12 protein-coding genes and 3 pseudogenes are annotated in these 14,311 nt (G+C 65.0%); 6 read left to right on the forward strand and 9 right to left on the reverse strand.

Annotation, left to right across the window (positions count from 1 at the left end):
- Nucleotides 1-28: 28 nt before the first annotated feature.
- The 4 genes from OG435_RS49755 to OG435_RS49770 all read right to left on the reverse strand — a co-directional run bounded on the left by OG435_RS49755 (nt 29) and on the right by OG435_RS49770 (nt 3,075).
- A complete protein-coding gene (locus OG435_RS49755) occupies nt 29-1,504 on the reverse strand; it encodes an NF041680 family putative transposase (protein ID WP_323188072.1) in 1,476 nt (491 codons plus the stop codon).
- Nucleotides 1,505-1,757: 253 nt separating this feature from the next.
- A complete protein-coding gene (locus tag OG435_RS49760; protein WP_266888513.1) occupies nt 1,758-2,177 on the reverse strand; it encodes a hypothetical protein in 420 nt (139 codons plus the stop codon).
- Between the two features lie 11 nt (nt 2,178-2,188).
- Complete coding sequence (locus tag OG435_RS49765) at nt 2,189-2,650, reverse strand: MarR family winged helix-turn-helix transcriptional regulator (RefSeq protein WP_266888515.1); 462 nt, start codon at nt 2,648-2,650, stop codon at nt 2,189-2,191.
- On the reverse strand, nt 2,647-3,075 hold the full coding sequence (locus tag OG435_RS49770) for a transposase (RefSeq protein WP_266888517.1): 429 nt from the start codon (nt 3,073-3,075) through the stop codon (nt 2,647-2,649). The genes OG435_RS49765 and OG435_RS49770 overlap by 4 nt, the downstream gene beginning before the upstream one ends.
- Before the next feature lie 309 nt (nt 3,076-3,384).
- Between OG435_RS49770 and OG435_RS49775 the strand changes: the two genes are divergently transcribed.
- From OG435_RS49775 to OG435_RS49790, 4 genes and pseudogenes are all read left to right on the forward strand, one after another.
- Nucleotides 3,385-4,404, forward strand: coding sequence for a glycine-rich protein (locus OG435_RS49775; RefSeq protein ID WP_266888520.1), 1,020 nt, complete (start codon nt 3,385-3,387; stop codon nt 4,402-4,404).
- Nucleotides 4,405-4,975: 571 nt separating this feature from the next.
- Entirely contained in the window at nt 4,976-5,551 is a 576-nt protein-coding gene (locus OG435_RS49780; RefSeq protein WP_266888522.1) for an IS3 family transposase, read from the forward strand.
- 449 nt (nt 5,552-6,000) lie between these two features.
- Complete coding sequence (locus OG435_RS49785; RefSeq protein ID WP_266888524.1) at nt 6,001-6,660, forward strand: hypothetical protein; 660 nt, start codon at nt 6,001-6,003, stop codon at nt 6,658-6,660.
- Nucleotides 6,661-6,810: 150 nt separating this feature from the next.
- Nucleotides 6,811-7,461 (forward strand): annotated as a pseudogene (locus tag OG435_RS49790) (IS6 family transposase).
- Between the two features lie 635 nt (nt 7,462-8,096).
- Here the strand turns inward: OG435_RS49790 and OG435_RS49795 are convergent.
- Nucleotides 8,097-8,756, reverse strand: a pseudogene (locus tag OG435_RS49795) (transposase); the annotation flags it as partial.
- Nucleotides 8,757-8,805: 49 nt separating this feature from the next.
- Between OG435_RS49795 and OG435_RS49800 the strand changes: the two are divergent.
- A complete protein-coding gene (locus tag OG435_RS49800) occupies nt 8,806-9,105 on the forward strand; it encodes a transposase (RefSeq protein WP_266888242.1) in 300 nt (99 codons plus the stop codon).
- Entirely contained in the window at nt 9,093-10,031 is a 939-nt protein-coding gene (locus OG435_RS49805; RefSeq protein ID WP_266888243.1) for an IS3 family transposase, read from the forward strand. The genes OG435_RS49800 and OG435_RS49805 overlap by 13 nt, the downstream gene beginning before the upstream one ends.
- Before the next feature lie 39 nt (nt 10,032-10,070).
- On the opposite strand, the pseudogene OG435_RS49810 reads toward OG435_RS49805, so the two are convergent.
- The 4 genes and pseudogenes from OG435_RS49810 to OG435_RS49825 form a co-directional block, all read right to left on the reverse strand.
- Nucleotides 10,071-10,187, reverse strand: a pseudogene (locus OG435_RS49810) (IS6 family transposase); the annotation flags it as partial.
- 81 nt (nt 10,188-10,268) lie between these two features.
- Nucleotides 10,269-11,336, reverse strand: coding sequence for a hypothetical protein (locus OG435_RS49815; protein ID WP_266888526.1), 1,068 nt, complete (start codon nt 11,334-11,336; stop codon nt 10,269-10,271).
- 1,561 nt (nt 11,337-12,897) lie between these two features.
- The gene (locus OG435_RS49820; RefSeq protein WP_266888527.1) at nt 12,898-13,620 is read right to left on the reverse strand and encodes an IS6 family transposase; all 723 of its coding nucleotides are present in this window, start codon (nt 13,618-13,620) and stop codon (nt 12,898-12,900) included.
- A 35-nt stretch (nt 13,621-13,655) separates the two neighbouring features.
- Nucleotides 13,656-14,311: IS3 family transposase (locus OG435_RS49825; RefSeq protein ID WP_266888529.1), on the reverse strand; the 656-nt coding region annotated here is incomplete at its 5' end.

A 14,311-nucleotide genomic window follows, 5' to 3' on the forward strand; every position in this document is an offset into this window, starting at 1 on the left:
ACTGAACAACCGGCCTTAACCTTGAGTTTTATCCTGTTCGGCGGGGTTTGGTGCCGACCTCGTGGTGGGCGGGTCGCTGGTAGGGCTGGCCTGTGACGAGGACTCTTCCCACGTTGTGGCGTGCTGCGGGGTGCCGGTTCTTCGATCCGGGTGGCCGTCCGGGGCCGGGGCGGGCGGGTTTGGGTGCACCGGCTGGTGAACCAGTGGCGGTTCGGATGTTCCTGAACCCGCGTCGGACCCGGGCGGGGGTGAGTCGTTCGGGTGGGGTCGGCTTCTCCCAGGGATGCCGGAGGTCCTGTGCGAGCGGCCGGGCGAGATTGAGCTGGGTGTGGGCGGCAACCAGGAGCCATGTCCACCGGTCTGCGGCCTCGGGGCTGCGGAGCTTGGGGCGGGTCCAGCCCAGGGTCTGCTTCCAGAAGCGGAATGTGTGCTCGACGTCGAACCTTCGCAGGAAGGCCTGCCAGCAGCGGTCGACGTCAGCCGCGGTGGCGCCGGTCCTGGACCACCACAGCCACACCGGCTTCGGGTCTCCGCCCGAGGGCAGGTGCCCGACCTTCAGGCGGATGACGGTGCCCTCGATGACGGGCAGCTCGGCAGAATGGTCGATCCAGGCCGCCCGGCGGGTCAGCCGAGGATGGAGCCGGTCCCACGCTTGCGCGGTCGCTTTCCCGTAGCGGCGGGTGTCGGTGACGGTGACCGCCTGCTCGCCGCCCCAGGTGTCCGGCCGGCCGAAGACGAACTCGCCTCCGTGCCTGGGCGGGCGTCCGCCGGCGGGGTGGTCCCGGTGGAATTCCTCGCGGGAGGGCGCCGGCCGGCGCATCACCCGGTCCGATCGCGTCCGGCCCAGGATCTCGAGGGGCAGGTCGGCCAGCAGGTGGGCCAGGCGCGGAGCGTCATAGCCCGCGTCGACCACGATCATGATGTCGGGATCGCCCTCCCGCCACTGGCCCGCTTCGACGAGGCGATCGACGACCTCTCTGATCTGGGCGGTGGTAACCGCGGCGACGTCGGCGCCCGGCTCGATCCGGATCGCGTCCAGCACGGCGGTCCACGAGGTCCGGCCCGTCTCCAGAGCGGCCACGATCTGGTAGGGCCAGCCCGGGATCATCAGATGCTTGTTGTCGCCGTACCCGTAGGTATGGCAAAAGCACCGCTCAGGGGCGGTGTCCGCATCCGGCCGCAACCACGGCGAGACATCGACGGCCAGGACCAGACGGCCGTCGGCCGCCTTCGGCAGCGGGACAGAGACCAGGGCCCTCCGTAACCGGCCCACATCCAGTCGCCCATGATTCAGCCCGGCATACAGGGCTCCATGGCCACGCCGGTGCTCCGGCGCAAGTGCCAGACCGACCAGCGTCTTCACCGGACCGTCCGCACACAGCACCGCGTCGGTCAACTCGAACAGTGCGTCGCCACGGGCCGTCATCGACGCGTACAACTCCGTCCGGAAGCGTGACAACACCCCGAACGGCTCCCGCTGGACATCGTGATACAGCAGACTCACCCCTACGGCCTTCGGCTGATTTCGTGCCTCTGTGACGGAGCACAGGATCAGACGAAGGCCGCCCTGCCGTACGGGAGTTACCACCACGAGTGGTCAAGTTCGAAGAACGATTCGACCCTCGAGGATAAAACTCAAGTTAACTGCCTGTTTCTCAACCGCAGGCACGAACTGACGCAGGTCAACGCTTTGACGGTTCCGGCGGATCTGCCGGAACCGTCAAAGGGCTTGTAGCGCGGGGGTTGTTGGGCCAGGTTCAGGCGCCGGTTTCGAGGATGCGCTTGAGGGTAGCGAGCTCGGAATCGACCAGGGCGACCTGCTCGTCGAAGAAGGCGTCGGTGAAGGCCGGGGGCTGGAAGAAGGTGATCATGAATTCGGAGCCGGTGCTGTTGGCGACGACGCGGGCGGGGACCTGCCAGGATGCCTGGTCCTCGACGTAGTCGTGGTCGAGGATTCCGAGTTCTACGTTTCCGCGGATGCGGAGCCTGGCGGGGCCGTGCGGGGTGGCCATCAGCCACCAGTCCGGGTCGTCGGTGGGCTCGATCGCCTTGACGTTGACTATCGCCCAGGCGGGCCAGTTGGCCGCGTTGGCGAGGAAGGCGAAGACGTCGGCGACGGGACGCTCGACGGTGACGGTCTTGGTGACCGAGCGGGCGGTGGTGGGGGCGGTGCTCATGGTGGCGTCTTTCAGGAGGTTGGTGGTGCGGTGGGCCGTGGGAGGGCTTCACCGAGTAGGCGGCGTATCCATTCCTCCAGCTGGTGGCGCTGGGCCGGGTCGAGGCTGGCGAAGAAGTGGGCGTCGTTGCGGTCGGCGATCTCGGCCAGCTGCGGGGCCAGGTCGCGGCCGGTGTCGGTCAGTGCCAGCCGCAGCGTGCGGCGGGATGTGGGGTCTGGTTCGCGGGTCATCAGGCCTTTGGCGGCCAGGCGGTCGACCAGGCGGGAGACCGCGCCGGCGTCGATGTCCATGTACCGGGCCACTTCCCGGGTGGTGGTGGCGTCGCCGCGGTGAACGGTGATCAGGACTGCCCACTGGGAGACGGTCACGTCATGTTGGGCGAGTTCGCGTTCGAACCGGCTGTGGACTTCGTCGGAGAGGCGGCGGAGCCAGTAGCCGAGATGATCACGCAGGCCGCTGCTGGAAGCTGTCACCCTTCCAGATTGAATGCCGCGACAACTGTTGTCAAGGCAACAATGGGTTCTTGCCGGGGATGACCACCTATTTGCGAGTTCTCGTCGCCCGTCTCGTCCACCACAAGCATCACGTCCATGGAGCCGAGCTGCTCCACCGTCCATGCCGCGGCCGACCGGCGTATCGCCTCGGTGTCGAAGCGGGCACGGGAGAGGAAGTGCTGCAGAACGTGCGGACCGGTGTGGCCGATGGCCTCGGCCAGCGACCAGCAGTTCGCCGAGTCCTTGACCATCAGCAGCCCCTGAACCATGTTCCGGCAGGTCAGCCGCGTCTCCCGGCGTGGGAAACAGCCCGCGACCCGGCCCATCAAGGCCTCGAAGGACTCGACCCACAGGCCGTGTACTACCGTGGCCTGCGCGGCCACCGCCTCTTGATCTGTCTTCACAAACGATCACGATGCAGGTGGCCGCACCTCTGCCCGCAGGCACCCCACCCACCACGCTGACCAGCGACGACGTCCTACGCCTCACGAACTACAGCTGCCGTGACTACAGCTGCCGTGTCAGAAGTCGCGCTCGTCCTGCAACCAGCCACATCAAACCGGGGCAGAACGACTCAAGGGAGAACTACGCCGGGGCCGTGGAATCAAGACACGCCACCAATTCACCCAACCGAACGGCCAAGCTTCCCCCACCCCACCACCACATCCCACCCAAAATTCAAAAACCACACCCAACAGAAAAAGGAAACTCGGATGCGTTCCACACGCCCGGCACTCGCCATCACCACAACACTCCTCGCACTCAGCAGCCTGGGAACCATCGCCTACGCCGACACCAGCGACCCCGAACACGGCGATAAAAAATGCAATATCGTTAACAGCGGCAACAACGACAACATTTCCTGCGAAAGCATGATCATCGGAGACAACAACACCACCGGCACCGGACACGTTGTTGGGCTCGCAGCCCTGAACCCACCGCTCTCTCAACCACAATGCAGCGTCGTCAGCGGGAACAGCGCCCAATGCGTCTTCAACATTGCAGGAAGCTACACTTTCCAGATTCCGGAAGGTGTGCAATCGGTGAACGTTTCCGCTACGGGCGCCAGCGGCGCCAGCGCATATCGAGCCGCGGGCGGGCTTGGCGCAGAGGTCACAGGCACTCTCAGCGTGCCCCCAACCAGAATCTTCTACGTACTCGTCGGCGGCACCCCCACCACGGGCAATTGCCGTGTACCCACCCTACCCTGCATCGGCGGATTCAACGGAGGCGGCAACAGCTTTGAAGGCGGAGGAGGCGGAGGCGCAAGCGACATCCGCACAACCGCCCCAGGAAGCCAGGGAAGCCTACAATCACGCCAAATCGTGGCAGCAGGCGGCGGCGGAGTCAGCACCCCGACTCTGAATACGAGTCAGCCCTGTCCTGAAGCTACGCCCGGAGGTAACGCAGGCATGCCAGGAGGCGCCAACCCCTGCGGTGGCGGCACCAGCGGACAAGCCGGCACCATGAACGCCGGCGGCACCGGAGGAACACCCCGTGGCCTCCCCGGAGTTCTCGGAGCGGGCGGCAACGGCGGCGGAACCGGAGGGGGCGGCGGCGGAGGCGGACTCTACGGCGGAGGCGGTGGCGGCGACACCATTCGATTCGGAAATGAAGCCTTGGGCGGCGGCGGAGGAGGCGGCGGCTCCTCACTCACCCCCACCAACGGAACCGCACCAACAAACACCACAAACCCCGCAAACATCACCATCACATACACTATCCCCGGATAATGCTGAGATTCCCCCGGAATTTGCGACAACCGACTTCCCTTGCCGAATGGTCCCCGGCCGCCGGTGCGGCCGGCCTCCTCGGCCAGGACACCCTGGCCCGCCCGGGGTTTCATCCGCGCAGCCCCCTCGGGGTCCGCGGGATGGAGGCGTTAGCCTTCCCGTCAGTCGTGGCGACGGCAACCGCGGCGTTGACGACGATGTTCGCGTGCGCTCGGCACGCTTCCACTCCCACTGAACCTCGGACTGCCACACGCGGATCCGCGTCAACCGGCCGCGGCAGCAGGGCCCTGGCCGAAGCGCGGTACGTCTGCCGCAGTCACATCGAGGCGCAGTCGCTTGAAGCGCAGCGGGTGGCGGAACACTCCGCCGTGGTCTGAGACGCCCCGAACCTTCCGGGCAGTGTTCCAACTGGCGCGGCGTACAACGTCATTGCCCCCGCCTCGCGGGGCGGGCGGGCGGGCGCCCGCTTCGCAGGCTTCGGCCAGCTTTCTAGAGCGAAGCGGAAGAAAGCTGGCCGGCTTCGCCGCCCTGGTGCCAGCCTTCGGCCGGAGTCCTGCGCTTCGCTCCGGACTTGGGGACCGCTCCCCCACCCGGGTCCTTACGGCTCCGTCTCCAGGGCCAACGCAGCCGCGCCTCCCCCAACGCGCACGCCCACCCCCCCCAAGATGCAAGTGCCAGACCCATCCCCTGGGAAGGCTGGGTATTCCTCGCCACCGTCATCGACTGCCACACCAAAGCCGTCATCGGGTGGGCCATGGACGACAACTACAAGACCCCACTCATCGAATCAGCCATCAAAATGATGGCACGCAACCATCCACTCGCCGAAGACGCCATCTTCCACTCGGACCGCGGCAGCAATTACACCTCGGCCCAGTTCGCCCATACACTGACCGAACTGGGAATCCGGCAATCCGTTGGACGAACCGGAATCTGCTACGACAACGCCATGGCAGAATCATTCTTCGCGACCCTGAAAAATGAACGTGTCCACCGGACCATCTACCCCACCCGCGAACACACCTACCGCGACATCGCCCGCTACATAGAGGTCCGCTACAATACGAAGCGCCGTCACTCAGGACTCGGATACCGGACCCCACGAGAGGTCCACGACGAGTACCTGAACCAGCAGATCGCAGCCTGAATTAACTAATTGGCAGCTGTCCGGAAAACGCGGGGCCCCTCAAACGGCCTCGCTGCGCTCGGCCGGGCCCTTCGGCCCGGCTCTCCGCTTCGCTCCGAGCAAGAGCCGGCCCTTCGGGCCGGAGTCCTGCGCTTCGCTCCGGACTAGTTCGGGGTTCCGCTTCGCTCCACCCCGAACGGCCCGCTCCGCGGGCCAGAGTGACCCCGTTTCACGGGGTTCAGGGCCTTCGGCCCGTTGGGCAGGCTTGCTCTGCTCCCCACCCAGGTCCTTCCGGCTCCGCCTCCAGGACCAGCCCCTCCGCTTGCCTGCATCATTCTGAATTCAAAGATAGACCCTGGAATTAAGACACTCACCCAATTCACCCGACCGAACGGCCAAGCCTCCCCACCCCACCACCACACCTCAACCAAAATACAACAGCCACACAGACCAGAAAAAAGGAAAGCCGAATGCGCTACACACGCACCGCACTCGCCACCGCCACAGCCCTACTCGCCCTCACCAGCCTCGCCACCACCGCACACGCCAACAGTGACGGCAAGGACAAAGACGGGAAAAGCAACATCTGCTACATCCACGTCGAAGGCAACCACAACCACAACGCCTGCGGCAGCATCAAATACGGCAACAACGCCACCACCGGCTCAGGACACAACGTGCGGGGCCTATCAGACTATCCATACCAATGGAACATGTGCGCCGGAATTCAGAACCTGGACACAACCGGCAACTTGACCATGGAAAATTTCGAGTGGACCTCAGACATCAACGACGCAAACTCTGCTCTCGCCAATGTGACTCCTGGCTTCATCAGCAACAACCGAAATGATCCTGACGACGGCGGAAGCCTAGGAAATGGACAGAGCGCAGGCGCATGCATTTCCGCCATTGAACCACCACGATTCACCCTTTCGGCTACCATTCACGACGCCCGCAATAATAGGGATACTCGAGTATCATTCAGCCTTCTACACCCAGGTCAAAACGTCTACAACCAGCCCCCGACTCTCGCAATCGTCGGAGGGCGCCCTTACACCTTCGTCACCTCCACCAGCACCGCTAATAACACTCCCGCTGGAACCTTCGGCCTCCAGAACCCGCCAGTTTAACAACAACAAGGAAATCCTCAATAAGTCAGCTGCTTATTCTGCAAAATCCATTCGCGAAATAAGCAGCTGACTATCGGGGGTGGTGCTGTCACGTTGCCGGTGGCGGTCTGGGATAATCTTCGGGTTGTCCGTCCGGGGAGGGGTCCGAGCATGCCGTCCGCTACGCCGTCGTACGCGAACCACCCCCGGCCGAGATCATCGCGCATTGCGTGTGGCTGTACTTCCGCTTCCCGCTCTCCTTCCGCGAGGTTGAGGAGATGATGCTCGAGCGGGGCGTCGTCGTCTCCTACGAGACCATCCGCCGGTGGTGTCTGAAGTTCGGCCAGGCTTACGCGAACGCGCTGCGCCGCCGGCGCCCGCAGCCCGGCGACAAGTGGCATCTCGACGAGGTCTTCATCAAAATCGGCGGGGTGCACAAGTACCTGTGGCGGGCCGTCGACGCCCATGGCAACGTGCTCGACATCCTGGTCCAGAACCGGCGGGACAAGCCGGCGGCCAGGCGCTTCCTCCGCCGGCTCCTCACCACCACCAGGCAGGTCCCGAGGGTGATCGTCACCGACAAACTGAAGTCGTACGGGGCAGCGCACCGCGAGGTGATGCCCTCGGTGGAACACCGCTCCCATACAGGGTTGAACAACCGGGCAGAGAACTCCCACCAGCCCACCCGTCAGCGCGAACGCGCGATGAAGGGGTTCCGCAGCCCCGGGTGGAGCGCAACGCCCGCCACCGCCTCGAAATGACCGTCCGCTTCAGATCTGGAACCACATCACCGGCGCCGCCGGCATGCCCGCCATGGTCTGAACCCCGGCCCCTCCAGGCCCCGGCTCACCCCTGACGCACCATCAAACGATCACGCCGCCGACAACGTGACAACGCCCGCCGACCTGCCCGTGGAGGTGCCTTTGCGTACCTAGCGCGACGACTCACAAAGATCCAGAGTTGACGTCTACCTACCGCCTGGAACTCTACGGTTACCGGGCCAGCACATGACTGTTTTCCAGACAAAGCGGCAAAGAATTAACAAAATGAATCACATGAAAACCCTCATTGCGCTCGCAATCATTCCATGGCTTACGTTCACGTCAATCGGGATGGCGCATGCCGCCGAATCTGATCCGACGCCTCACCGCGAAACAAAGCCGTACACCATTGTAAATAAGACTCAAAATTTTTACAGTGTTACATGCACTGGCTGCACTTCATCCAGGATCGTCATAGACCCTGGAGGCTCGACAGAAATAACTAACATCGAACCCTCTGCCAGTGTTGATCTCAACGCCCCAACCACCGCACTGCGAATCGGCCTCGACACCGGTGCATGCACTGCAATAATCAAGCCCCTACCCCTGTGCACGGTTGATGCTGTCCCCCCCACGGAGACCACCGTAGGCGGACCATAACCTCGGTCCGTCACGGTACTGATGCCCCTATGGATGTCAAGGGGTGGTTGAGGCGGGGGCCGCCGGCTCACTGGGCGTGATGGCGGGGACGAGGAGTTTGTACACCTCTCGTGCGACGTAGCGCTTCAGGCATCGGATGATCTCCCGCTTGGTCTTGCCTTCGGCTGTGCGCCGTTGCAGGTAGTCCTGGGTACGTGGGTCCCAGCGCAGGCGTGACAGGACGGCGCGGTAAAGGGCGGCGTTGGCCAGGCGGTCGCCGCCGCGGTTGAGCCGGCGACGCTGGGTCTTACCGGAGGACTGCTCGACGGGACTGACCCCGCACAAGGCAGCGAAGGCGGCCTCACTGGTGAGGCGTTCGGGATTGTCACCGGCCGCGATCAGCAGGGCTGCGGCGCTGTCCGGGCCGATACCGCGCACCTCGAGCAAAGCGGGACGGCTGCTCTTCAAGGCCTGGGTTATCCGCTTGACCAGGTCGTCTATCTCCTCGGTCAGGTGCTGGATACGGCGGGCCAGCAGCCGCAGCGTGTGGCGGGCGGCGCCAGCCGGGCCCGCGGAGCCGAGGTCGTCCAGCCCTGCGCAGTGCTTGATCAGGTGGGGGTTGGCCAGTCCGGCGAGGTCCTCGCGTAGCGCCGGGTCGGCGCAGACCAGGATGCTTTTGAGCTGGTTGATGGCCTGGGTGCGGGCCTTGACCGCGGATTGGCCTTCCCCTCGTAGCGTGGAGTCGTGACCCGATAAGGAGTTGAGGGTGGGGAAGCGACGTAGCTATGACGCGGAGTTCCGTGACGGGGCTGTGGGGATCGTGTTGGAGACCGGGAAGCCGGCGGCGGAGGTTGCTCGGGATCTGGGTGTGCACGAGGGGACGCTGCAGACCTGGGTGAGTAGGGCCCGCGGGGCGGCGGAAATGGGTACGGGCCCGCTGGAGGAGTCCGAGCGGGAGGAACTGGCCCGTCTGCGGTCGGAGAATCAGCGGCTGCGCAAGGAGACCGTGGAGCTGGGGATGGAGCGTGATGTCCTCAAGCGATGCATGGTCCTGTGGGTGAAGTAGCTGAGACGGACCCGGCGGTGCTCGTCGGGGTGATCAGTGACTGCAGGACCGAGGAGAAGATCCCGCACACCGTGGCCTGCCGCGCGCTGGGCGTGTCACCGGCCTGGTACTACAAGTGGCGCGGCAGGCCCGCGAATCCGACGAAGCGTGAGGTCAGACGGGCTGCGCTGACCGAGCGGATCAAGCACTTCTTCGACGCCTCGGGCCAGACGTACGGCTCGCCCAGGATCACGCTCGATCTGTGGGCGGAGGGCTGGCAGGTGTCGGTGAACACCGTCGCCGAGGTCATGGCGGAGGAGGGCTGGTACGGCCGTGAGCCGAAGAAGCGCCGGAACCTGACCCGGCAGGGCAAGCGGCGTGCCGCCCGTGACCTGGTCGGACGGCACTTCGACGCGATCGCTCCCGACGTGCTCTGGGTAGGAGACATGACCGAGATCGACACCGGCGAGGGCAAGCTGTATCTGGCCACCGTCATCGACCTGTTCTCCCGCCGCTGCCTCGGCTATGCCATGGACGCTCACCACGACGCGGCCCTGGTGAGCGCGTCCCTGCGGATGGCCACCGCGACCCGGGGCGGCGCCGTGGACGGAGTGATCTTCCACAGCGACAGGGGCAGCGAATACACCTCCGCCGCCTACAACAGCCTGTGCGACCGCCTCGGTGTGGTCCAGTCCATGGGCCGGGTGGGGTCCTGCTTCGACAACGCCGCCGCCGAGGCGTTCAACTCGACGATCAAGGTCGAGTACATCCACCGGCACCGGTTCACGACCCGGGCCGAGGCCCGGATCAAGATCGCCACCTGGATCGCCGACTTCTACAACACCAGACGCCGCCACACCCGTGCCGGCGGACTCCCGCCCGCGGAGTTCGAGCAGAAGATCAGACAGCAACGCTGCCAAGCCCACCAGAGGGCCGAAGCCGCATAGAAGAGGACTCTACGTTTCCAGGGGATTGACATCAGCCCTGCGCCGGATGGTCTCGTAGGAGACGACGACGCTCCGCTCGAGCATCATCTCCTCCACCTCGCGAAAGGAGAGCGGGAAGCGGAAGTACGGCCACACGCAATGCGCGATGACCCACACCCCTCTCGGACACCCATAACCTCAAGATCATCCCAGACCGCCGAACAAGGTGACAGTGCCTTTTCCCCTTCGCTGACTTCTCTATTCGGAGATGCAGTCACCTGCGGACAGGCCGCCGGGAATCCACGTCCACGCGCCGGTGAATCCTGCACCGGTGGGCACTGCTTCCTCGCGGGACCACGGGAGCTCGGTCGCCGCGTCGCCGATCCTCATGACGGCCATTCCGCTCATCACTCGGATCACGGGCGAGTGATAGAGCTGCATGGATGATTTGCCGGGAACATTGGTGGGCACCTGTTCCTCGAACCTGGTGGTCTCGGAACTCTCCCACGAGGTCTCCGTCTTGATGGCCTGCTCGAGCTTCGCCTCGACCCCGGGCCACTTGCCGGTGATCCCGTACGACGTGGTGACCCCGAACGTGAAACTGGAGCTGTTGGTCCACGTGTGACCTGCCCACACCGTCATGGTCTGTGCGGTGTCGGAGCAGTTCACCGGGCGTGCGGTGAGGACCTTGGGGCCGTTCTTGTAGGTGATGGCTGGATCCGCTATGAAAATACAGGCGAGGAGCGCCCCGCCAGCGTTGCAGGACGAGACGAACTCCTCCGGCGTGGGCGTGTAGCCGAAGCGGATGGAGCTGTAGGTGTTGAAGGGAATCGACCCTTCCGCAGTCGTGGTTCTGGGCATCCGGGACTGCAGGTGCGCCCCGCTGTAATTGGCGTCTTGGGCCAGGCCGCTGGAGCATCCGTTCATCCCGATCGTGGAATTGAACCGATTGTCCCAAGCCGGTCTGGATCCGAACTTTTTTTCCAGCGGGCTGAAGTTAATCGTCCAACTGGTCCCCTTCGTTCGGCAGGAGTGCGGACCGACGAAGATGGCGCTTGAGCCGGCGTACGTGGAGCCGGCGAAGGCTATCCCGGCGATCTGCGGATTCGCAGATTCCATCCTCTTCACCAGGGAGTTCGGCATCGCAGCGGCTTCCGCCGAGCTGGCAATGATCTTGCCGGACGTCGCGTCCTTGATGGCTTCGGGAAGACTCCCGTAACACTTGTTCGCGAACGTGACAATGTTGTTGCGGAGCACGCAATGGGTGGGTGTCTCGGCGGCGGCACCGGCTACAGCCGGGGTCGCCAGAACACCTGCTGCTGCCATGACCAAAGTGGTCGTGGCGGTAACGGACCTTCGCATCATCTCCGACATCCTTAAGCTGATGGCAGCGTCCGGGATGGACTCCCCAACCGGCGAGCACCGACGCGTGCGGAGCAGTCGGCGGAGCTCGCAGGATGTGGTATGCCGCGTTGAGGGCACCAACGATGACGGGCCACGTGCCCGAACTCCATCCACCGAACGGCTCCACCCACCACATCGCCCATCGGGCTACGGGTGAACACGATCGCGACTGGCGGGTGCGCCTGGCCCCCACCCGGGTGCTGTCACCTTGTCGGTGGTGTGATCGTTTGATTGCGCGTCAGGCCGTGCGGGGGTCGTCGGCGGCTGGTTGCTCAGACCGTCGCGGGCATGCCGGCGGGTGCTGTCACGTTATCGAGGGTGTGATCGTCTGAGGGTGCACCAGGGCGGGACAGGGCCGGGGGAAACCCCAAGATCATCCCAGACCGCCCCCGACAACGTGACAGTTGCACTCAGCTGGATGCGCACACAGCAACTGCACCGAGCACGACAACGAAGGACTCTTGATTCTCCGCAGCAACCGTCCATCCGACACCTTGAGAATTCGGGATGATCGGCACGGGAGAACTATAGGCAATGTTAACCGTGGGGTAAAGGTCTCCCCCTTCCACGGTGGGACTAAGGGTATAGCCGCCCCCTGTAACTTTAGTTCCTTCGGGGCAGGTCGCAAAGGCAGTACCACTACCCCCAGGGCTGAGAATTACAGGCGCCCCGAAAATACTTTGTGTTGTCACCGGACCTGCTGGACCCGTAGATCCGGTAGCTCCGGTCGCGCCTGCTGGACCCTGGGCTCCCGCAGTGCCCGCTGCACCGGTCGCACCTGGCGGCCCTTCCGCGCCAGTTGCCCCTGCCGGACCGGCCGGCCCCACCGCGCCGGCAGCGCCGGTCGCACCCGCCGGACCGGGTGAGCCCGGGGCCCCCGGCGCGCCAGGCGCACCTGGGGAACCGGGTGCGCCTGGGGCGCCGGCGGGGCCTTGTGGGCCGGTGGGTCCTAGAGGCCCGGGGTGGCCATGGGGGCCGTGGGGGCCTTCGTGTCTGTCGGGGTGAGGAGGGTCAAGGGGGTTGTCGGGTGGCGTGTCGCACGAGTTGGCCCACGGGGCGGACTCGCATCCGTTAATCGGGCGGGGATCCGCGGCCACCATCGCGTGCGCGGTCGTGTCCCCGACGGTGGGGAAGGTGCTCGCAGCGGCTGTCGTGCCGGCGAGTGCACAGTCCGCGAGCGCCAGGAACACGAGCGTTCCGCGCACCACGGACGCCCGATGCCGCAGCTGATGGTTTGTTCGACCGCGCCTGCCATGTTGAGCAGCCATGTTGTCCGTTCCGAAGCACTCTGCGTGACGTGAGGCTCATGCCCCACGACCGCTCCCATCCATGCCCCCCAGAACATGAACCCCTTCAAGCGAACACAGAAATTCATGCAGACAGATCAGGCGAAACTGCTTGTGTCAGGGCACTGTCACGTTGTCGGCGGCGTGATCGTTTGATTGCGCGTCAGGGTGTGCCAGGGCCTGGTAGAGGGCGTAATTCAGGCCGCGGCAAGCAGGCTCCTCGTGCTGCCGGTGATCTGGTTCCAGACGGTGAAGTGGATCATCATCTCGAAGCGGTGGCCGCCGGCGGTCATCAGGTGCCGGTGGGGCCGGAAGTGGGGTGAGATTCCGGTGAACGCGGCCAGGAACCGTTGCGCCCCACCCGGGCTGCGGAACCCTTTCATCGCGCGTTCCCGCTGCCTCGTTGGCTGGTGGGAGTTCTCGGCCCGGTTGTTCAAGCCCTTGTGGGCACGGTGCTCCACGGAGGGCATCACTTCCCGGTGCGCCGCCCCGTACGACCTCAGCTTGTCGGTCACGACCACCCGGGGTACCTGCCCGGTGGAGGTGAGGAGCCGACGGAAGAAACGCCTGGCCGCAGCCTTGTCACGCCGGCTCTGGACCAGGATGTCCAGGACGTTTCCGTCGGCATCGACGGCCCGCCACAAGTACTTCTGCTTCCCGCCGATCTTGATGAACACCTCGTCGAGATGCCACTTGTCGCCGGGCTGCGGGCGCCTGCGGCGCAGCGCGTTGGCGTAGGCCTGGCCGAACTTCAGACACCACCGGCGGATGCTCTCGTACGAGACGATCACGCCCCGCTCGAGCATCATCTCCTCCACCTCACGGAAGGAGAGCGGGAAGCGGAAGTACAGCCACACACAGTGCGAAATGATCTCCACCGGGTAACGGTGATTCGCATACGACGGCGTGCTGGACGACACGAACCCGGGCCTTGACCCCGAATCCTGAACACGGGTTATGCGGCTGGTGTCAGCGTAGTTGGTGTGAGGTGGAGGGCGTTTTCGAAGGCGATCGGTGATCGTTGTCCGAGGCGGGAGTGTCGGCGTCGGGTGTTGTATCGGGTCAGCCATCGGAAGGCGTCGAGTCGGGCTTCGCACTCGTCTGGCCAGCTCTTTCGTCCCTGCAGGGTTTCGCGTTTGAAGGTCGCGTTGAAGGACTCGGCGAGTGCGTTGTCCGCGCTGGACCCGACCGCGCTCATGCTTCGCCGGACCCCTGCTGACCTGCAGGCTTCGGCGAATGCCCTGCTCGTGTACTGGGCTCCGTGGTCGGTGTGCATGATCGATCCGGCAAGGCTGCCGCGCGTGCGGATCGCTGCGGCCAGGGCGTCGGTGACGAGGTCCGCGCGCATGTGGCCGGCGATCGCCCAGCCGGCCAACCGGCGCGAGGCGAGGTCGATGACGGTCGCCAGGTAGCAGAACTTCCCGCCGTCGATGGGCAGGTAGGTGATGTCGCCGACGTACTTCGTGTTCGGGATTTCGGCGGTGAAGTCGCGGCCGATCAGGTCCGGCGCCTTGGCCGCGGTCGGGTCGGGGACGGTGGTGCGGTGCCGGCGGCGCAACCGGACTCCTTCGATCCCGGACGCCCGCATGAGTCTGGCGACCCGCTTGTGGT

It is taken from the genome of Streptomyces sp. NBC_01264 (genome assembly GCF_026340675.1).
Taxonomy (GTDB): Bacteria; Actinomycetota; Actinomycetes; order Streptomycetales; family Streptomycetaceae; genus Streptomyces.

Coding starts and splice junctions, on each gene's coding strand:
- OG435_RS49775 (WP_266888520.1), top strand. CDS start 3,385: ATGCGTTCCACACGCCCGGCACTCGCCATCACCACAACACTCCTCGCA.
- OG435_RS49815 (WP_266888526.1), bottom strand. CDS start 11,336: ATGGCAGCAGCAGGTGTTCTGGCGACCCCGGCTGTAGCCGGTGCCGCC.
- OG435_RS49760 (WP_266888513.1), bottom strand. CDS start 2,177: ATGAGCACCGCCCCCACCACCGCCCGCTCGGTCACCAAGACCGTCACC.
- OG435_RS49785 (WP_266888524.1), top strand. CDS start 6,001: ATGCGCTACACACGCACCGCACTCGCCACCGCCACAGCCCTACTCGCC.